Annotated in this window: 20 protein-coding genes and 2 pseudogenes; 18 read left to right on the forward strand and 4 right to left on the reverse strand. The window is 70.4% G+C overall.

The window, feature by feature from the left end; all coding sequences use genetic code 11:
• Nucleotides 1-11: 11 nt before the first annotated feature.
• The 5 genes from dop (at nt 12) to prcA (ending at nt 4,098) form a co-directional block, all read left to right on the forward strand.
• Nucleotides 12-1,529, forward strand: coding sequence for a depupylase/deamidase Dop (dop, locus tag AB0C26_RS30670; protein WP_360254547.1), 1,518 nt, complete (start codon nt 12-14; stop codon nt 1,527-1,529).
• Between the two features lie 99 nt (nt 1,530-1,628).
• Nucleotides 1,629-1,844: a ubiquitin-like protein Pup gene (locus AB0C26_RS30675; protein WP_097321086.1), complete on the forward strand. Its 216-nt coding sequence runs from the start codon at nt 1,629-1,631 to the stop codon at nt 1,842-1,844.
• A gap of 375 nt (nt 1,845-2,219) precedes the next feature.
• Nucleotides 2,220-2,402: an endonuclease domain-containing protein gene (locus AB0C26_RS30680; RefSeq protein ID WP_360254550.1), complete on the forward strand. Its 183-nt coding sequence runs from the start codon at nt 2,220-2,222 to the stop codon at nt 2,400-2,402.
• On the forward strand, nt 2,321-3,160 hold the full coding sequence (prcB, locus tag AB0C26_RS30685; RefSeq protein WP_360254552.1) for a proteasome subunit beta: 840 nt from the start codon (nt 2,321-2,323) through the stop codon (nt 3,158-3,160). Before AB0C26_RS30680 ends, prcB begins: the two co-directional genes overlap by 82 nt.
• 50 nt (nt 3,161-3,210) lie before the next feature.
• Nucleotides 3,211-4,098: a proteasome subunit alpha gene (gene prcA / locus AB0C26_RS30690; RefSeq protein ID WP_360254554.1), complete on the forward strand. Its 888-nt coding sequence runs from the start codon at nt 3,211-3,213 to the stop codon at nt 4,096-4,098.
• Nucleotides 4,099-4,446: 348 nt separating this feature from the next.
• Here prcA and AB0C26_RS30695 read toward each other — a convergent pair whose 3' ends face one another.
• Nucleotides 4,447-5,373 (reverse strand): GDP-mannose 4,6-dehydratase, encoded by a 927-nt coding sequence (locus tag AB0C26_RS30695; protein WP_360254556.1) that lies wholly within the window; start codon nt 5,371-5,373, stop codon nt 4,447-4,449.
• A 55-nt stretch (nt 5,374-5,428) separates the two neighbouring features.
• Here AB0C26_RS30695 and pafA point away from each other — a divergent pair, with 55 nt between their 5' ends.
• The 4 genes from pafA (at nt 5,429) to AB0C26_RS30715 (ending at nt 8,552) form a co-directional block, all read left to right on the forward strand.
• The gene (pafA, locus tag AB0C26_RS30700; protein ID WP_203379869.1) at nt 5,429-6,787 is read left to right on the forward strand and encodes a Pup--protein ligase; all 1,359 of its coding nucleotides are present in this window, start codon (nt 5,429-5,431) and stop codon (nt 6,785-6,787) included.
• A 26-nt stretch (nt 6,788-6,813) separates the two neighbouring features.
• Nucleotides 6,814-6,981 (forward strand): hypothetical protein, encoded by a 168-nt coding sequence (locus tag AB0C26_RS30705; protein ID WP_360254558.1) that lies wholly within the window; start codon nt 6,814-6,816, stop codon nt 6,979-6,981.
• Nucleotides 6,982-7,161: 180 nt separating this feature from the next.
• Complete coding sequence (locus AB0C26_RS30710) at nt 7,162-7,704, forward strand: flavoprotein (protein WP_360254560.1); 543 nt, start codon at nt 7,162-7,164, stop codon at nt 7,702-7,704.
• A 14-nt stretch (nt 7,705-7,718) separates the two neighbouring features.
• The gene (locus AB0C26_RS30715) at nt 7,719-8,552 is read left to right on the forward strand and encodes a helix-turn-helix domain-containing protein (RefSeq protein WP_360254562.1); all 834 of its coding nucleotides are present in this window, start codon (nt 7,719-7,721) and stop codon (nt 8,550-8,552) included.
• Here AB0C26_RS30715 and AB0C26_RS30720 read toward each other — a convergent pair.
• Complete coding sequence (locus tag AB0C26_RS30720; protein WP_360254564.1) at nt 8,524-8,979, reverse strand: DUF4362 domain-containing protein; 456 nt, start codon at nt 8,977-8,979, stop codon at nt 8,524-8,526. The two genes, AB0C26_RS30715 and AB0C26_RS30720, sit on opposite strands and share 29 nt — an antisense overlap.
• Between AB0C26_RS30720 and AB0C26_RS30725 the strand changes: the two genes are divergently transcribed.
• Nucleotides 8,978-9,625 carry a class I SAM-dependent methyltransferase gene (locus tag AB0C26_RS30725; RefSeq protein ID WP_360254566.1) on the forward strand — a complete coding sequence of 216 codons (648 nt, stop codon included), beginning with the start codon at nt 8,978-8,980 and terminating at the stop codon, nt 9,623-9,625. The two genes, AB0C26_RS30720 and AB0C26_RS30725, sit on opposite strands and share 2 nt — an antisense overlap.
• Here AB0C26_RS30725 and AB0C26_RS30730 read toward each other — a convergent pair.
• Nucleotides 9,618-10,688 carry a DUF3866 family protein gene (locus AB0C26_RS30730; protein ID WP_360254568.1) on the reverse strand — a complete coding sequence of 357 codons (1,071 nt, stop codon included), beginning with the start codon at nt 10,686-10,688 and terminating at the stop codon, nt 9,618-9,620. The two genes, AB0C26_RS30725 and AB0C26_RS30730, sit on opposite strands and share 8 nt — an antisense overlap.
• 11 nt (nt 10,689-10,699) lie before the next feature.
• Complete coding sequence (locus AB0C26_RS30735; RefSeq protein WP_360254794.1) at nt 10,700-11,701, reverse strand: cation diffusion facilitator family transporter; 1,002 nt, start codon at nt 11,699-11,701, stop codon at nt 10,700-10,702.
• Between the two features lie 133 nt (nt 11,702-11,834).
• Here AB0C26_RS30735 and AB0C26_RS30740 point away from each other — a divergent pair, with 133 nt between their 5' ends.
• From AB0C26_RS30740 to AB0C26_RS30775, 8 genes and pseudogenes are all read left to right on the forward strand, one after another.
• Nucleotides 11,835-12,803 (forward strand): WYL domain-containing protein, encoded by a 969-nt coding sequence (locus AB0C26_RS30740; RefSeq protein ID WP_360254570.1) that lies wholly within the window; start codon nt 11,835-11,837, stop codon nt 12,801-12,803.
• Nucleotides 12,800-13,759, forward strand: coding sequence for a YafY family protein (locus AB0C26_RS30745; protein WP_360254572.1), 960 nt, complete (start codon nt 12,800-12,802; stop codon nt 13,757-13,759). The genes AB0C26_RS30740 and AB0C26_RS30745 overlap by 4 nt, the downstream gene beginning before the upstream one ends.
• A gap of 15 nt (nt 13,760-13,774) precedes the next feature.
• Nucleotides 13,775-13,972 carry a hypothetical protein gene (locus AB0C26_RS30750; RefSeq protein WP_360254796.1) on the forward strand — a complete coding sequence of 66 codons (198 nt, stop codon included), beginning with the start codon at nt 13,775-13,777 and terminating at the stop codon, nt 13,970-13,972.
• 162 nt (nt 13,973-14,134) lie between these two features.
• Nucleotides 14,135-14,494 carry a Sec-independent protein translocase subunit TatA gene (gene tatA / locus AB0C26_RS30755; protein WP_360254574.1) on the forward strand — a complete coding sequence of 120 codons (360 nt, stop codon included), beginning with the start codon at nt 14,135-14,137 and terminating at the stop codon, nt 14,492-14,494.
• A gap of 9 nt (nt 14,495-14,503) precedes the next feature.
• Nucleotides 14,504-15,469, forward strand: coding sequence for a twin-arginine translocase subunit TatC (gene tatC, locus AB0C26_RS30760; protein ID WP_360254576.1), 966 nt, complete (start codon nt 14,504-14,506; stop codon nt 15,467-15,469).
• A 39-nt stretch (nt 15,470-15,508) separates the two neighbouring features.
• A pseudogene (locus AB0C26_RS30765) lies at nt 15,509-15,826 on the forward strand (acylglycerol kinase family protein); the annotation flags it as partial.
• A 465-nt stretch (nt 15,827-16,291) separates the two neighbouring features.
• Nucleotides 16,292-16,795, forward strand: a pseudogene (locus tag AB0C26_RS30770) (sphingosine kinase); the annotation flags it as partial.
• A gap of 41 nt (nt 16,796-16,836) precedes the next feature.
• The gene (locus tag AB0C26_RS30775) at nt 16,837-17,193 is read left to right on the forward strand and encodes a hypothetical protein (protein WP_360254578.1); all 357 of its coding nucleotides are present in this window, start codon (nt 16,837-16,839) and stop codon (nt 17,191-17,193) included.
• Nucleotides 17,194-17,938: the final 745 nt, after the last annotated feature.

Consider the following 17,938-nt stretch of genomic DNA (forward strand, 5'->3'; position numbering starts at 1 on the left):
GGGGTGGTCGCATGAGCGTTCGACGGATTATGGGCACCGAGGTCGAGTACGGCATCTCCGTCCCGGGGCAGCCCGGCGCCAACCCGATGGTCACCTCATCGCAGGTGGTCAATGCCTACGGCGCACGACCCGAGTTGAACCGCGGCGGCCGCGCCCGGTGGGACTACGAGGAAGAGTCGCCGCTGCGCGACGCACGCGGATTCACCTACTCCGGGGCCGCCTACGACCCGGCCGACGCCCTCGCCGACGAAGACCTCGGCCTGGCCAACGTGATACTGACCAACGGCGCCCGGCTCTACGTCGACCACGCGCACCCCGAGTACAGCACGCCCGAGTGCACCAACCCGCTCGACATCGTCAAGTGGGACAAGGCCGGCGAGCGGGTCATGGCCGAGGCGTCGCGGCGGGCCGCCACGATCCCCGGCACCCACCGCATCCAGCTCTACAAGAACAACACCGACAACAAGGGCGCCTCGTACGGGTCGCACGAGAACTACCTGATGCGCCGGCAGACGCCGTTCGCCGACATCGTCGCCCACCTGACGCCGTTCTTCGTCACCCGGCAGATCTTCACCGGTGTCGGCCGCGTCGGCCTCGGGCAGGACGGCTCCGGCTCCGGCTTCCAGATCTCCTCGCGGGCCGACTTCTTCGAGGTCGAGGTCGGACTCGAGACCACCCTGAAGCGGCCGATCATCAACACCCGCGACGAGCCGCACGCCGACGCCGACAAGTACCGGCGCCTGCACGTCATCATCGGCGACGCCAACCTCTCCGAGATCGCCACCTACCTCAAGGTCGGCACCACGTCGCTGGTCCTCAACATGATCGAGGAGAAGGTCTTCAGCGGCGACCTCGGCATCGCCGACCCGGTCAGCGAGCTGAAATCGGTCAGCCACGACCCCTCGCTCAAACACCTGATCCGCCTGCGCGACGGCCGCCGCCTCACGGCGCTCGACCTGCAGTGGGCGTACTACGAGCGGGCCCGCGCGTTCGTCGAGGAGCGCGAGGGCGACGACGCCGACGAGCAGACCCTCGACGTGCTCGACCGCTGGGAAGACGTCCTGGACAAGCTCGGCCGCGACCCGTTCGAGTGCGCCGACACCCTCGACTGGGTGGCCAAGCTGCGGCTGCTCGAGGGCTACCGCGAGCGGGAGAACCTCACCTGGTCGTCGCCGAAACTCCAGCTCGTCGACCTGCAGTACTCCGACGTGCGCCCGGAGAAGGGCCTCTACCACCGGCTGGTGGCCCGCGGCTCGATGAAGACGCTGCTCGACCCGGCCGACGTGCAGCTGGCCATGTCCGAGCCGCCGGAGGACACGCGTGCGTACTTCCGCGGGCGCTGCCTGGCCCAGTACGCGTCCGAAGTGGTCGCGGCGAGCTGGGACTCGGTCATCTTCGACGTCGGGCGCGAGTCGCTGGTGCGGGTGCCGATGATGGAGCCCGAGCGCGGCACCAAGAAGCACGTGGGCGCGCTGTTCGACAAGTGCGAGAGCGCGAAGGACCTCCTCGAAGTCATCACGAGCCGCTGAGAAACACGAGCGGCCACGGGCGGTTTTTTGTCGTAACGGCGAGGTAGGTTTTAGCCACCCGATGTCGCGGGCTTCGGGTGGCTAGAAAGGTGGTACCCCATGGCAACTCGAGACACCGGCGGTCAGTCGCAGTCCGGCAAGGGCCGGCAGGACTCAGAGGTTGAGGACGTCACCACTGAGGCCAACCCGGAGGTAGCCGAGCGGCACGCCGAAATCACCGAGGACGTCGACGACCTCCTGGACGAAATCGACTCGGTCCTCGAAGAGAACGCCGAAGAATTTGTGCGCGGATACGTGCAAAAGGGCGGAGAATAGGGCATAGCCGAACAAATCGGACATGCCTCTCCCGGGCGATGATGAGAACGGGCGGCGTCGCTGTCGCGATTGCGGCGAGTGGAAGCCGCCCGATCTCTGCTATTGCCCTGATTGCGGGGAGACGAAGCCGTTGGCGGAGTTTCCCCGCAGCCGAAACGACAGTGGTGGCCACGGCCGGTACTGCAAGCCCTGTCCCAACGCGCGCGGCCGGGAGTCGAGGGAACGGCTCTGGGGTGGCTCTCGCGAGTATCACCTTCGGCGGCGCTACGGCATCACCGAAGCTGACGTTGAAGAGCTTCTGGCGGAGCAGGGTGGGGTGCGATCTGTGGCGCTCCTGACCCTCAACACGTCGATCACGATCATCGCACTGGATGGGTGCGCGGGATATTGTGCTTCAACTGCAACGGCGGGCTCGGGCAGTTCCGGGACAATCCTGTGTTCCTCGCCGAGGCGATCACGTATCTGAAAGGAACCACGTGGCAATGGACTTTGATCCATCCGGGCGTCTACCAGCATTCTTCCAAAACTCGGGGACGTCGTCCTTCACGCAGTTCCTGACCCAGGCGGCGCCCGAGATGTTGCCGGGGCGCCGGCCGCTGCCGCCGGGGATGGCCGCTGACATCGCGCCGCACGGTACGACGATCGTCGCCATCGCCACCGCCGAGGGCGTGGTCATGGGCGGCGACCGCCGGGCGACCATGGGCAACCTCATCGCCAGCCGCGACATCGAGAAGGTGCACCCCGCCGACTCGTACTCGCTGATCGGCATCGCCGGCACCGCCGGCATCGGCATCGAGCTGATGCGGCTGTTCCAGGTCGAGCTGGAGCACTACGAGAAGATCGAGGGCACGATGCTCTCGCTCGACGGCAAGGCGAACCGGCTGGCCGGCATGGTCCGGGGCAACCTGGGCGCGGCCATGCAGGGCCTCGCGGTCGTGCCGCTGTTCGCGGGCTTCGACCTGACCCCGGCCGACCCGGCCCGGGTGGGGCGCATCTTCAGCTTCGACGTGGCCGGCGGTCTGTACGAGGAGACCGGCTACGACTCGATCGGCTCCGGCTCGCTGTTCGCCAAGTCGGCGCTGAAGAAGAAGTACCGGCCCGGCATCAGCACCGACGAGGCGGTCCGGCTGGCCGTCGAGGCGCTGTACGACGCGGCCGACGACGACACGGCGACGGGTGGGCCCGACCTGACCCGCAAGATCTTCCCGGTGGTGATGAGCGCGACGGCGAACGGCACGCACCGTCTGTCCGAGCAGGAGATCACCGCGGTGGCCGAGCAGGTGGTCTCCGGCCGCATGGAGAACCCGGGCGGCTAGACGCCCGCCGACCAGAGCCCGCAGTCGACTTCATGAGGGAGTAGCCACCCGTGGCCATGCAGTTCTACGCATCACCCGAGCAGGTCCAGCGTGACCGCTCGGAGTACGCCCGCAAGGGCATCGCCCGCGGCCGTTCCGCCGTGGTGCTGACGTACGAGGGCGGCATCCTGCTGGTCGCCGAGAACATCACCACCCTTCGCAAGATCAGCGAGATCTACGACAAGATCGGTTTCGCGGCGGTCGGCCGGTACAACGAGTTCGAGAACCTGCGCCGGGCCGGCGTGCGGATGGCCGACCTCAACGGCTACAGCTACGACCGGCGCGACGTGACCGGGCGCGGCCTCGCCAACGCGTACACGCAGACCCTGGGTGCGATCTTCACCGAGACCCAGAAGCCGTACGAGGTGGAGATCTGCGTCGCGCAGGTCGGCTCCTCGCCCGAGACCGACGAGCTGTACCGGATCACCTACGACGGTTCGGTGATGGACGAGCCGGGCTTCATGGCGATGGGCGGGCAGGCCGAGGCGATCTCGAACGTGCTGCGCGAGCGGCACGACACCGCGGCCGACCTGCCGTCGGCGCTGGCCCTGGCGGCCGAGGCGCTGGGCAGCGTGGGCGGCGAGAACGGCGCCACCCGCCAGCTGACCACCAAGCAGCTCGAGGTGGCGGTCCTCGACCGGCGCCGCAAGGGCCGCGCGTTCCGCCGGATCGCCGGGGCCGCCCTGTCCACGCTGCTCGAGGGCGGCCAGGACGTGCCGGAGAAGGAGCTGGGCGACGTCGACGCGGCGCCGCCGAGCCCGGCCACCGACAAGCCGACCGTGTCGGCCGCTTCCGAGGACACCGAGGACAAGGCGGCCGAGAAGGCCGCCGCCCCCCAGCCGTCCGAGCCGAAGGACCCGGCCGAGCCGGCCGACGGCGTCAACGGCGACGGTTCCTGACAACGCGGGGCGCGGCGGGAACGCCGCGCCCCACGGTCTGGAGACTGTCCTGCGCTGGTTCTGGCCGCCTACACCGCACTACGCCTCGCCCGGAGCGCCGTCGCGGATCTACGCCGGCCCCGAGAACGCCCGCCCCCAGCGACCGGCTCACTCCCGTTCGTGTCCGGCGAGGGTTTCGGTTCCCGCACCGCGAAGCCGGCAACCCCGCCGCCGCGCCACAACCTCTCGGCCGGCCACCGGGACGCCGCAACCGGCATCCGGCACCCGCCACGACGCGTCCACCTCGTCACCACGAGCAAACCAGGCGCCGGCGCGGAAACAGGCCTTGCTGAACGGGTTGAAGTCGAACTAGTAGAGCTGCGGGCGCCACCAGCCGGGGTTGTCGCGGTACCAGCGGATCGTGTGGGCCAGGCCCGAGGTGAACTCCACCCGGGGGTGCCAGTCCAGGTGCTCGCGGATCTTGTCGTCGTTCAGGGCGTACCGGAGATCGCCTGACGGTGGCTCGGTCGTCACCCGGTCCCAGCCGGCGCCGAACTCGGCCAGCACCAGTTCCAGGAGTGCGCGTTCGCTGAGCTCCACCGATCCGCCCACGTGGTAGGTGGCGCCGGGCTCGCCCGCGGTGGCCGCCAGGGCCATCGCCCGGCAGAGGTCGTCGACGTGCAGCCAGTCCCGCACCCGGCCGGGGCACATGGGTGCCGTGCGGCCGTCCAGCAGCGCCGTCACGGCCCGGGGCAGCACGGCGGTGGGTGGCTGACGGCTTCCGTACGTCGTGGCGGCACGGACGATCACGACGGGCAGGCCGTGCGTGCGATGGAAGGCCGTCGCGAGCAGGTCGGCGCCGGCGACGCAGGCGGCGGCCGGGCTGGTGGGGGACAACGGTGTGGCCTCGGTGAGCGCGTCCTCGGCGACAGAACCGTACACCGAATCGCACGACATGTGTACAAATCGGGCGATCCCGTGATATTGGGCCGCTTCCAGGAGTGTCGAAGTCGCCAGCACGTGCTCCGGGCCGGGGGAGTACGCGCAGTTCACGACCGTGTCGCAGCCCCGCAGGGCCAGGCTCACGAGCGCCGCGTCGGCCGCGTCGCCCGGGTGGAAGTCGAGCCGCTTGGCGTGGGTGACCTCGTTGAGGTTGGCGAACGCCGCGCCGGCGTACACAAGCTTGTCCAGAACCGTGACCGACGCGCCTCGCAGGCCCGGCAGCCGGTCGCCGAGGACGGCCCGCACGAAGTGCGACCCGACGAAGCCCGCGCCACCGGTGACCAGAACGTTCATCCTGCCAGCAGTTTAGTGGCTGCCATCGGGTGGCCGATGAGGCTAATGTTTCGTCATGGAACGGCGAATTTTCGGCCTCGAGACCGAGTACGGAGTCACGTGCACCTACCGGGGGCAGCGGCGGCTGTCTCCGGACGAAGTGGCTCGCTACCTGTTCCGCCGAGTGGTGTCCTGGGGACGCAGCAGCAACGTCTTTCTCCGTAACGGCGCCCGCCTCTACCTGGATGTCGGATCCCACCCCGAGTACGCGACGCCCGAGTGTGACTCCGTCACCGACCTGGTCGCCCACGACCGGGCCGGCGAGCGGATCCTGGAAGGCCTGCTCGTCGACGCCGAGAAACGGCTGCACGACGAGGGCATCGCGGGCGAGATCTACCTGTTCAAGAACAACACCGACTCCGCCGGCAACTCGTACGGCTGCCACGAGAACTACCTCGTGTCGCGGCACGGCGAGTTCGGCCGGCTCGCCGACGTCCTGATCCCGTTCCTCGTCACCCGCCAGCTGATCTGCGGCGCCGGCAAGGTGCTCCAGACGCCGCGCGGGGCCGTGTTCTGCCTGTCGCAGCGCGCCGAGCACATCTGGGAGGGCGTCTCCAGCGCCACCACCCGGTCCCGGCCGATCATCAACACCCGCGACGAGCCGCACGCGGACGCGGAGCGCTACCGCCGCCTGCACGTGATCGTCGGCGACTCGAACATGAACGAGGTCACCACCCTGCTCAAGGTGGGCAGCGCCGACATCGTGCTGCGGATGATCGAGGCCGGCGTGGTGATGCGCGACCTGTCGCTGGAGAACCCGATCCGGGCCATCCGCGAGGTCAGCCACGACGTCACCGGCCGCCGCAAGATCCGCCTGGCCAACAACAAGGAGGTCAGCGCCCTCGAGATCCAGCAGGAATACCTGGCCAAGGCGACCGAGTTCGTCGAGCGCCGCGGCGGCGACCAGACCGCCAAGCGCGTCGTCGAACTGTGGGGCCGGGTCCTCAACGCGATCGAGTCGGGCGACCTCGACCCGGTCTCGCGCGAGATCGACTGGGTCTCGAAGTACAAGCTGATCGAGCGCTACCAGGCCAAACACGAGATCCCGATGTCGCACCCGCGCATCGCCCAGCTCGACCTGGCCTACCACGACGTGCGCCGGGGCCGCGGCCTTTACGCGCTGATGGAGAAGCGCAAGCAGGTCGACCGCATCTCCAACGACCTGGAGATCTTCGAGGCCAAGGAGACCCCGCCGCAGACCACGCGGGCCCGCCTGCGCGGCGAGTTCATCCGCCACGCCCAGGAGAAACGCCGCGACTTCACCGTCGACTGGGTCCACCTCAAGCTCAACGACCAGGCCCAGCGCACCGTGCTCTGCAAGGACCCGTTCCGGGCCTACGACGAACGCGTGGAGCGGCTGATCGCCAGCATGTGACGAACTGTCGTTAGGCTGGTCGGGCCATGAACGAGCCCGACCAGCCGTCCTCCCGCGTCGACCGCAAGCGCGAACGCATCCGCGCCGAGATCCAGCGCAACCGCGCCGGCGGCCATCGCCTCCCCACCTGGGTATTGGCGGCCGTCCTCGGCGTGATCCTGCTGGGCTGGGCGTATTTGATCTTAACTTCTTAAGATCAAAGGCTTGATGTCGTAGCGGGGTGGGGGATTCGGACCGTCGCTCCCGCCGAGGGCCGCGACGAGCCGAGCTGGGCGCTGGCGCGCCCAGGACGCTCGGCCCGCCACGGCGACGTGCGTGAGTGGTCGCGCTCTTGTCACTTCTTGACCGTTGGCTGGCACTCATGGTGTGCGGGGGTGGGCTCGGCCGGGACCACCGTTGGCGGCATGACCAAACTGCTTGTGGGGGCCTCGGGCTCTGCTTCTGTGGCGGGGCTGCCCGCGTACCTCGATGCTCTGCGAATTGATCTCGGCGCGACCGTCACTGTGGTGATGACGCGGTCGGCTCGGCTGTTTCTGCCTGAGCAGACTGTGGCGCTGCACGCCGACCGGGTGGTGACCGGGGAGGATCCCCGCCGGTGGCCGAGTGACAACCAGGCGGCGCTGGCGGGGTCGCATGACGCGGTTCTGATTCTGCCGGCCACCGCCAACATGCTGTCGGTGGCGGCGTCGGGGGCGGCGCCGAACCTGCTCGGCGGTGTGATCCTGGCCGCGGCCGTGCCCGTCGTGTTCTTTCCGATGATGAGCCCGCCGATGCTGGCCAAGGCCGCCGTCGGGCGCACCATCGAGCGGCTCCGCCAGGACGGATACCGGGTCGTCGATCCGGTGCGGACGGCGCGGGGGCCGTCGCTGCCGTCGCCGGCGGAAGTTGTGGCCGCAACCAAGGAGGCGCTCGGCTGATCCATGATCGGGGCATGGAGTTCAGCGACTACCGGGCGGCGATCAGCCGGACGTTCGTCCCGCTGACCGCCCAGCCGCTCGGCCCGGCCCCGTTCGAGGCCCGGCTGCGGCCCGCGGGCGACGGCGACCTGCGGATCACCACCGTGGCCGCGTCCCCGCACCGGGTGCGGCGCACCGACGACCGGGCCGAGGCGTACGCGCTGGCCACCATCCAGGTGAGCGGCCACAGCGAGGTGTCGCAGGACGGCCGCACGTCCCGGCTGAAACCGGGTGACCTGGTCTTCTGCGACAGCACCCGGCCGTTCGCGTTCACCTTCCCGGCCCCGTTCGAGCAGATCGTCGTCCAGGTCCCCGCCCACCTGCTGCCGTCCTGGCCGTCGCCCCGCGCGACCGCCGTCCCGGTCGAGGGGGCCGACCCGGTGGTGGCGTTCTTCCGCTCGCTGACGCCACATGTCTCCGCCCGTTTCGCCCCTTATGGCATCGGACTGCTGGGAGAGGCGCTGGCGCTCGCGGGCGCTGCCGGATCGCCGGCGGCGAGCGCCCGCGAGCGGGTGCTGGAGTATCTGGGTAAGGCCTACCGGGATCCGGGCCTCGACGCCGATGCCGTGGCGCGGGCCTGCCACCTGTCGCGGCGGGCGTTGTTCCGGAGCTTCGCGGGGGAGCCGCTGTCGTGGGCCGGGGAACTGCGCCGGCTGCGGGTGGCCGAGGCGGCGCGGCTGCTGCGGCTGCACCCGCACCGGGCGGTGGCCGGCCTCGCGACCGCCTGCGGCTTCGGCGGGGAGACTCAGCTGCGGCGGGCGTTCCGGGCCGTCCTGGGCACTACTCCGGGGGCTTACCGCACTGGCTGAACTGCAGCCCGTACTCCCCGATGGCCGGACCCGTGCAGACCTCGCGCGTGACCTCCCGCGAGCCCCGCGAATCCCGCCGGTTGTCCTCGACCACCTCGACGCCGCCGTCCGGCCTCGTCGCGTACACGGTGGTGATGGGGTCGCCCTCGGTCGTCGGCGCGGTCACCTCGAGGCGGGCGATCTGCCCCTGCCGCGCCGCCCCGAGCAGGCACAGCCCCGCCTCCTGGGGCAGTTGCCGGTCCTCCAGGCGGAACGTTCCACAGTCGACGACCGTCCCCGGTGACGCCAGCCTCAGCACCTCGGGCGGTTCGGCCGCCGTGTCCGAGCACGCGGCCAGCGCGAGCACGGCGACAAGCGCGATGCGCCGGGGGTGCCGTCGGCTCCCGGTCTTGCGGGCGGGACGCGAAGGGTCAACGGTGGAGGGCATGGCGGAAATCCTCAGCGACACGATCAGCGACTACCTCCTGGCCCACTGCACGCCCCAGGACGACGTCCTGCGGGACCTGGCCGCCGAGACCCGGCGCCTGTTCCCGGACGCGGCCGGCATGCAGATCTCGCACGACGAGGGCGAGCTGCTCACCATGCTCGTCCGGTTGACCGGCGCCCGCAATGCCGTCGAGGTCGGCGTCTTCACCGGCTATTCGGGTCTGTGCATCGCGCGGGGACTTCCGAAGGACGGCCGGCTGCTGTGCTGCGACGTCTCGCAGGAGTACACGGCGGTGGCCCGCCGCTTCTGGCAGCGCGCCGGCGTCGACGACCGGATCGAGCTGCGCCTGGGCCCGGCCGGCGACACGCTGCGGACGCTGCCCTCGGCGCCGGAGGTCGACTTCGCGTTCGTCGACGCCGACAAGACCGGCTACCCGGAGTACTACGACGAGCTGATCCCGCGCCTGCGCCCCGGTGGCTTGCTCGTGCTGGACAACACCCTGCGCGACGGCCGGGTCCTGAACCCCGGCAACGAGTCCGACGTCGTGGTGAGCACCCTCAACGACCGCATCGTCACCGACGACCGGGTCGAGTCGGTCCTGCTGCCCGTTCGCGACGGCGTGACGCTGGTCCGCAAGCTCAGCTGAGCAGGCTCGCCGCGTGCCGTCCGGCGGCCGCGGCGGCCATAAAGTACGTGTGGTCCTCGTCGAGTTTGCGGCCCATCGTCGACAGGGTGACCGGGGAGGCCCGCAGCGCCTCGTCCAGGCCGTCGACCGGGACGGTGACGATGCGGTGCCTCGCCGCGAGCGGCTCGATCTCGGCCCGCAGGGACGCCTCGAGGCCGGCGGGGACCGGCAGGTCGGCCGGGAGCAGGGCCACTTTCCCGTACGCGGTCAGGCTGTGATGGGAGAGGCCCTGGTGCCGGGCCCGGGCGTCGCCGGTGGACAGGCGCAGGGAGCCGACCGGGCGGCCGCCGAGGGTGCCGATCGCGTTGACGGCCTCGCCCAGGGCCACCCCGGAGAAGCCCCACGGGGTGCCGGTGCCCAGGTTGCCGGGGCCCTGGGCGACGATCGCGACGTCGGCGCCGAGGACGTGGCGGGCGGCCAGCAGACCCGTGTGCACGGTGCTGGCCTCGAGGTCGCCGCCGAAGGCCTGACCCGTGGTGACGGTGCCGGCCAAGTGGCCGGCGAGCCCGTCGAGCGTACGGGAGAACCACGCCGGTAATGCCCCGCCGTCGGTCATCACATAGGCGACCCGGGCGCCCGGCTCCGTGGCCAGAACCCCGGCCAGGATGGCCGGCAGGGCCGAGTGGAGATCGGCCGTGACCACCGGCATGCCGTCCAGCGACGTCGCCGCCTCCATGACCGCGCGGTGCGGTGAGGCCTCCTCGTCGACGCCGAGCCCGATGACCTGCGACGGCGTGTAGCGCGCCTTGACCAGATGCCCGGCGTCGCGGGTGGTGCCGTCGTCCACGGGATCGGCCGGCAGCCGGTCGGGCAGGGCCACCACCAGGGCGTAGCCGCCGGTGCCGAGGCCCATCACCAGGGCGCCCACGTTGAGCAGCACGCGGTCGCCCTCGGCCGGCGAGCCGACCAGCGCCGGGTAGGCGAGCGCCCGGAGGGGGCCGTCGGAAGTGACGACGTCCAGTTCGACGGCGCCTCGCCACCGACGCCGTACCGCCTGAACCGTCCCCGACCGCCACCGCACCATGGCGTCAGACCCTATCCGTCGATGCCGCCGTCGATGTGGTTGCGTCCGGCCATGCCCCGGGTCGGGTCGAGGAAGACGTACCGGATGCCGGGGAAACGGGCCCGCAGCCGGCGTTCGGCCTCGTCGGAGGCGGCCTCGATGTCGGCGCCCGTGCACTCGTCGACGAAGTCGACCTTGGCCGCGACCAGGATGTCGCCCGGGCCGAGCTGCATGGTCAGCAGGGTCGGCACGGCCACCACGATCGGAATCGAGTTGAGGTCCTGGGCGATCAGGTTGTGCACCTGGCGCGGCACCGCCCGGCCGACCAGCAGCGACGCGTTGCTCTTGGCCAGGATCATCGCGACCAGGAACAGCAGCACGCCGATGGCCACCGAGGCCGCGCCGTCCCACCGTTCGTCGCCGGTCAGCTGGGACAGGCCGAGGCCGGCGCCGGCCAGGATCAGGCCGATCAGGGCGGCCGAGTCCTCGAAGTAGACGGCCTTGACCGTGGTGTCGGGGGTGAGCCGCAGGAACCGCCACGGGCTGATGCCCCAGCGCATCGACTCGCCGGCCACCTGCCGGCGCGCGCGCAGGAACGAGATGCCCTCGGCGACGAAGGAGACGACCAGGACGATGTACGACCACAGGTAGTTGCCGCTGTGCTCGCCGTCGATGATCGTCATGACGCCGTGGTAGATCGAGAAGCCGGCGCCGCCCACGAAGGTGAAGATCGCGGCGATGAAGGCCCAGACGTAGCCCTCCTTGCCGTACCCGAACGGGTGTTCCTCGTCGGCCGGCTGGGCGCCGCGGCGCAGCGCGACGAAGAGGAACACCTCGGTGATCGTGTCGGCCAGCGAGTGGGCGGCCTCGGAGATCATGGCGGCCGACCCGGAGATCAGGCCAGCGACCAGCTTGGCGGCGGCGATGCCCAGGTTGGCGGCGCCGGCGACCACGACGGTGCCGACGCTCTCATTCTCCGGTTCTTCGGACTGTTGGGGCGAATCGAACGGATTGAGTGGTTCGGCGGCGGCCAGGCCGACCGGGAACTGCTCGTCTGGGGTCTGTGCGGGACTCACCCGGGCATCCTTTCCTGGCGGAGGCCACCGGAAACCGCCGGGGAGTAGCGCGTACGTCACCCCGGCGTCCTTGCTGCTAGCGTTGCCAATCGTGTCGCGCACCCGCACCGAGCGCCTGGTGAACCTGGTGATCTGCCTTCTGTCCACGCGACGGTTCCTCACCGCCGCGCAGATCGCCCTGACCGTGCCCGGTTACGAGCACGACCCCGAGGACCCGCGCGACCACGAGGCCTTCCAGCGCAAGTTCGAGCGCGACAAGGCCGAGCTGCGCGAGCTCGGCGTGCCGCTGGAGACCGGCACGGCCAGCGTCTTCGACCAGGAGCCGGGCTACCGCATCGCGCACCGCGAGTACGCGCTGCCGGACATTCTGCTGGAGCCCGACGAGGCGGCCGCGGTCGGCATCGCCGCCCGGCTCTGGCAGCACGCGGGCCTGGCCGCCGCCGCGTCCTCCGGGCTGGCCAAGCTGCGCGCGGCCGGCGTCGAGGTCGACCCGCAGGCCACCCTCGGCGTCGAGCCGGTCGTCACGGTCGACCCGGCGTTCGGTCCGCTGGCGGCGGCGGCGCGCGACCGCCGGGCGGTGACGTTCTCGTACCGGGTGCCCGAGGTCGACGACCCGGCCACCCGCCGGCTGGAGCCGTGGGGCGTGGTGTGCTGGCGGGGCCGGTGGTACGTGGTCGGGCACGACCGCGACCGCGACGCCACCCGCTGCTTCCGGCTCTCGCGCATCGTCGGCGCGGTCAAGCCGGTGGGCCGCCCCGACGCGTTCACCCCGCCCGAGAACCCCGACCTGATCAGCCACGTCGCCAAGTGGTCGGGACCGGTGGCCCACAACGGCCGGGCCACCGTCATCGTCAAGCCGGGGCGCGGCGCCATGCTGCGCCGCTGGGCCACCGACACGGTGCCCGGGCCGGACGGCGACCGGCTGACCCTGTCGTACGGCGACGCCGACTACCTGGCGTCGAAGATCGTGGGCTACGGGCCGGACGTCCGGGTCGAGGGACCGCCGGAGGTGCGCGACGCCGTGATCCAGCGTCTCAAGGAAGTGGTGGCCCGCTCATGACCGGACCCCGTCCCACCGGTGATCGCCTCGGCCGGCTGCTCAACCTCGTCCCGTACCTGCTGGCCCGGCCCGGGATCCTCGTCTCGGAGGCCGCGGCCGACTTCGGGGTCAGCGAGAAGACGCTGCGCGAGGACCTCGAACTGCTCTGGGTGTGCGGGCTGCCCGGCTACGGCCCCGGCGACCTGATCGACATGGCGCTGGACGACTCGACGGTGACGATCAGCCACGACGCCGGCATCGACCGGCCGCTGCGCCTGACCCAGGACGAGGCCCTGGCCCTGGTGGTGGCGCTGCGGATGCTGGCCGAGACGCCCGGCACGGGCAACCGCGACGTCATCGAGCGCGCCCTCGCCAAGATCGAGACGGCGGCCGGCGACCAGGCCGACGCGCCGGTGGAGGTGCGGCTGCCGGGCAACGAGAAGCGGCTCGACGAGTTCCGGGCCGTGGTCGAGCGCGGGCACGCGCTGCGGATGACGTACTACACGGCGGCCCGCGACGAGACCACCGAGCGGGTCGTCGACCCGATGCGGATGGTCATGGTCGACGGACGGGCCTATCTGGAGGCTTGGTGCCGCCGGGCCGAAGGGACCCGGCTGTTCCGTGTGGACCGCGTCGACGCGTACGAGGAACTCGAAGAACCGTCCCTGCCTCCGGAGGAGGCCGTGCCGCACGACGTGAGCGAGGGCGTCTTCCGGCCGGGCCCGGAACTGCAGCTGGTGACGCTGCGGGTGGGCCGGGGCAGCCGGTGGATCACCGAGTACTACCCGGTGGAGGAGGTGACGCGCAGCGGCGACGAATGGGTCGTGACCATGCGGGTCACCGACCTGGGCTGGGCCCAGCGGCTGCTGCTCGGCCTCGGGCCGGACGTCACCGTGCTCGGCCCGCCCGAGCTGCTGACCCGGATTCACGACCAGGCCACGGCCGCGCTGGATCAGTACAGCACGCCCGGCCGGTAGGGTGGCCCGGTGCTGATGTGGATCTGGATCGCCGTCGTGGTGGTCGCGCTGGTCATTCTCGGCTTCGCCGGCGGACGGCTCCTCGGCCCGCTGGGCGGGCTTCGCCGTGCCGTCGTGAAGCTGCAGCGCCGCCAGGCCGAGGTGCTCGAGCTGCAGAAAGAGGTCGAAGCGCTGCAGCGCAAGGCCGAATCGCTTCCGCAGCTCCGGCAATAGTCTTTACAGATCTTTGACGCGACGGTAGCGTCCGCGTTCCTTCCCCGTTGTCCAAGACTTCGGGAGATAGTGCCAAAACCAGTGGGTCCACGGGGTCAACTCCCCAGAATTGACACGTACGATGGACCCCGCACAACTGATCCGACCGACTGGAGTAAACCCATGGGCGCCCTCAAGCCATGGCACATCATCGTTTTCGTGGTGGTCCTCGTGCTGCTCTTCGGCGCGAAGCGTCTTCCCGACGCGGCTCGTTCCCTGGGCCGGTCGCTGCGGATCATCAAGGCCGAGACCAAGGGCCTGGTCGACGACAACAACGACGTCGCCGAGAAGGCCGAGCCGCAGTACGGCCGGCAGCCCCTGCAGGGCGAGGTGCAGCAGCCCGGCGGTTACCAGCAGGCTCCGCCGCCGCCCTCCGCGGCGTACCAGCAGGCTCCGCCACCGCCGGCGTCGGCGTACCAGCAGCCGCAGCAGCCGCCGGCGCAGCCGTACGTCGACCCGGTGCAGCGCACCAACGACCGCTGACCCTCGGCCATGCAGCTGACCCTTCGCCGCAACAGAGGGCCTAGCAAGTTCGAGCAGGCGGCCGACGGCTCGATGACCCTGATCGACCACATCAGGGAGTTGCGCAACCGGCTGTTCATCGCCTCGCTCGGCCTGGTGGTGGGCCTGATCGTCGGCTTCATCCTCTCGAAGTGGGTGTTCCACCTGCTCGAGGAGCCGTACTGCCGGCTGCCGAGCTCGCAAGCGCGCCGCGCCGACGGCACTCAGTACTGCGACTGGATCGTGCTCGGCGTCGGCGACCAGCTCCTGCTCCGCCTCAAGATCGCCCTGTGGGTCGGCCTGATCGTCGGCGCGCCGGTCTGGCTCTACCAGCTGTGGGCGTTCATCGCGCCCGGCCTGCACCGCCACGAGCGCAAGTGGGCGTACGTCTTCGTCGCGATCTCCGTGCCGCTGTTCGTGGCCGGCGCCGTGCTGGCCTACCTGGTGGTCGGCCACAGCCTCGCCTTCATCATGGAGGCCGGTGTCCTGGGGGAGAGCACCAAACTAGAAGTGTCGTCGTACGTCGGCTTCGTGACCAACATGTTGTTGATCTTCGGAGCGGCCTTCGAGTTCCCGTTGATCCTGCTCATGCTCAACTTCACCGGCGTGGTCTCGGCCCGCCGGCTGGCGGGCTGGTGGCGGATCGTGGTCTTCCTGTCGTTCGCCTTCGCGGCGATCGCCACCCCCGACCCGGGCCCGTTCGGCATGACGCTGCTGGCCGCCTGCATGATCCTGCTGTACTGGATCGCGGTCGGCGTCGCCTTCCTGAACGACAAGCGCAAGGGCCGCGGCAAGGAGCTCTACGCCGACCTGAGCGACGACGAGATCTCACCGCTGGCCGACGACCGGGTGCCGGTCGGCGCGTCCGACCCGATCGAGGCGCCGACACCGATCGAGGCCCCGAGCCCGGTGTCCAAGCCACGCCCGCTGGACGGACGATTCGACGACATCTCGTAGGGTCTACGCTCCTCGGCTGTGACGAGCAATGAGATCGCGGTGCTGGCCAACCCCTCCGCGGGGCGAGGCCGGCACCGCGATCTGCTGTCGGCGGCTCTGAAGACCCTGTCCCAGGCGGGTGCCGTACGCGTCCTGGAAGCCCACAGCGGCCCCGACGCCGAACGAGCATGCCGCGAGGCCGTCTCGTCGGGCCCGCTGGCCTTGGTCGCCGTGGGCGGCGACGGAACCGTGCATCGCGCTCTGCAGGCGGTGGCGGGCACCCAGATCCCGTTCGGCGTGATCCCCGCCGGCACAGGCAACGACTTCGCAGCCGGCGTAGGCCTCCCCACCGACCCCTCCGAAGCCGCCACGGTCATCACCCGCGCCATCGCCGCAAACCGGACGGTCGGCATCGACCTGGCCCGCATGACTCGCCTTGCTCCGACCGCCCTCGCCGCCGCTGCTGATCGCAGTTCTGGCATCGACCTCTCTCGAGCCGCCGATCGCGCTCCCACCGCCGATTCCGGCTCGGCCACCGATCGCGGTGCCGTCTTCAACCTTGGCCCGGCCACCGACGGCCTCGGCTCGGCCTCCCCGGCCGTCGACCGCGGTGATGTCGTTGACCTCGGCTTGGCCTCTCCGGGCGCCGACCACGGTGATGTCGTTGACCTCGGCTTGGCCTCTCCGGGCGCCGACCGCGGTGATGTCGTTGACCTCGGCTTGGCCTCTCCGGGCGCCGACCGCGGTGCCGTCGTCGACCTCGGGTCGGCCGCTGGCGGTGGGGTCGCTGACCTTGGCGCAGCCGCCGGCGGGGGTGTCGGTCCGGCTGCGGATCGGGATGTCGCGGCCGAGGGGCAGGTCCGCTGGTTCGGGGCGGTGCTTGCCGGGGGTTTCGACGCCTTGGTGAACGAGCGGGCCAACCGGATGCGCTGGCCGCGCGGGCCTCGCCGCTACGACCTGGCCATCCTGCTCGAGCTGGCCCGCCTGCGCCCGCGCGTCTACGAGCTGGAGACCGACGGCGCCGACCACGGCTTCACCGGCATGCTGGTGGCGGTAGGCAACTGTGCCAGCTACGGCGGCGGCATGCGCATCTTGCCGGGCGCCGACCCGTACGACGGCCTGCTCGATGTTGTTGTCGCCGTACCCTTCGGCCGTCTGGCCCTGGCCCGCCTCAAACCACGCCTCAATCGCGGCACACACATCCATGACCGGCGTGTCCAGACATTCCGCGCAAAACAGGTGCGCCTCCGCTCGCCCGGCATCATCGGCTACGCCGACGGCGAGCGGGTCGGCCCTTTGGAGCTCGACATTACGTGTGTGCCGGGTGCAGTCCGGTTGCTCCGCTAGCCACACGGTCAGAATCGCGGCCCACGGCCGAACGTGAAGGCATGCAGATGACCTCGCTCAGTTCGCTTGCGTCCGCCGCCTTCAACAGCGCCCGCAGCACCCTGAAGGACATGGCCGAGGCCGCTGCCGCCCAGTCCGAGAAGGCCAACGCCGCCCGCGCTAAGTCCTCCGACACCGCGCAGTCCTCCGACACCGCGCAGTCCTCCGACACCGCGAAGTCTTCCAGCTCCACGAAGCCCGGCGGCGCCACTCCCACCGACGCCACGAAGCCCACCGCCGCGGCCGAGAAGCCGACCCTAGGCGCAATCGAGCAGGCCGTGGCCGACCGCCAGGCCGCCGCCACCGACCCCAAGCCACTCAAGGTCCGCCAGGGCCTCGCCCTCGACGCCTACGCCTGACCCATCCGCGAGGTCGCGGCAGCGAACCCGAGCCGTTCAAGGTCCGGCCAGGGGGGTCGTGCCGCCTACTCATGACCTTCTCGCGAGGCTGTGAGTACCAGGCTAGAACTGGCCAAGGTTCGCCACGGCACGCGTTGGACGCTTACGCGTGACCCACCCGCGAGGTTGCGGCAGCGAGCCCGAGCCGTTCGGGGTTCGCTGAGGTTCTCGCCTTGGGTGCCTTCTCGTGACCCTCCCTCAAGACCACCTGGGTGGCTACGCCCCCTTCCCTGATCGCAGGTGGCTACGGCCCCTTCCTTGATCGCGGTCTTGCCGCGGTCGACTGCATGGGCCGTCGCAGACGTGCGCTGATGGTCAGAATCGGCTCGACGGCGGCCCACGTTTTGGGCGTGCGGCACGACGGCCCGATGACGGTCGCTTGCGGCTGGCGTGTTTGACCTTCCCTCCGTCCGACGTCGACCAAGGCGGCCGCGTGACGGTCCGACGGCCTCTCGTTAATGCCGAACTATTGCGGCCGCACGCCTCGCGAGAATGGCCGAGTTCCTGCATTCCGCCGGTATGCGTGGTGCACTTCGGCGGTATAGTCTTTGGCGGACGTTCTCTCGGCGTTGAGTTGCGGATATCGACTATATTTGCGCGAGTGCGACAGAGTGCACGCTTTCGTTGGCTTGCGCCGATGAGTGCGGCAAGCGGCGACCGGATCTCCCGTTCGAACGCAGGCGCGGTGAAGTGTCCGTGAGCTTTT

Source organism: Actinoplanes sp. NPDC048796 (assembly GCF_040650035.1).
Lineage (GTDB): Bacteria > Actinomycetota > Actinomycetes > Mycobacteriales > Micromonosporaceae > Actinoplanes.

Bases quoted from the DNA above. Each gene is read 5' to 3' on its own strand.
- dop (WP_360254547.1), top strand. From the start codon at position 12: ATGAGCGTTCGACGGATTATGGGCACCGAGGTCGAGTACGGCATCTCC.
- AB0C26_RS30675 (WP_097321086.1), top strand. From the start codon at position 1,629: ATGGCAACTCGAGACACCGGCGGTCAGTCGCAGTCCGGCAAGGGCCGG.
- AB0C26_RS30695 (WP_360254556.1), bottom strand. From the start codon at position 5,373: ATGAACGTTCTGGTCACCGGTGGCGCGGGCTTCGTCGGGTCGCACTTC.
- pafA (WP_203379869.1), top strand. From the start codon at position 5,429: ATGGAACGGCGAATTTTCGGCCTCGAGACCGAGTACGGAGTCACGTGC.
- AB0C26_RS30705 (WP_360254558.1), top strand. From the start codon at position 6,814: ATGAACGAGCCCGACCAGCCGTCCTCCCGCGTCGACCGCAAGCGCGAA.
- AB0C26_RS30715 (WP_360254562.1), top strand. From the start codon at position 7,719: ATGGAGTTCAGCGACTACCGGGCGGCGATCAGCCGGACGTTCGTCCCG.
- AB0C26_RS30725 (WP_360254566.1), top strand. From the start codon at position 8,978: ATGGCGGAAATCCTCAGCGACACGATCAGCGACTACCTCCTGGCCCAC.
- AB0C26_RS30720 (WP_360254564.1), bottom strand. From the start codon at position 8,979: ATGCCCTCCACCGTTGACCCTTCGCGTCCCGCCCGCAAGACCGGGAGC.
- AB0C26_RS30730 (WP_360254568.1), bottom strand. From the start codon at position 10,688: ATGGTGCGGTGGCGGTCGGGGACGGTTCAGGCGGTACGGCGTCGGTGG.
- AB0C26_RS30745 (WP_360254572.1), top strand. From the start codon at position 12,800: ATGACCGGACCCCGTCCCACCGGTGATCGCCTCGGCCGGCTGCTCAAC.
- AB0C26_RS30750 (WP_360254796.1), top strand. From the start codon at position 13,775: ATGTGGATCTGGATCGCCGTCGTGGTGGTCGCGCTGGTCATTCTCGGC.
- tatA (WP_360254574.1), top strand. From the start codon at position 14,135: ATGGGCGCCCTCAAGCCATGGCACATCATCGTTTTCGTGGTGGTCCTC.
- tatC (WP_360254576.1), top strand. From the start codon at position 14,504: ATGCAGCTGACCCTTCGCCGCAACAGAGGGCCTAGCAAGTTCGAGCAG.
- AB0C26_RS30775 (WP_360254578.1), top strand. From the start codon at position 16,837: ATGCAGATGACCTCGCTCAGTTCGCTTGCGTCCGCCGCCTTCAACAGC.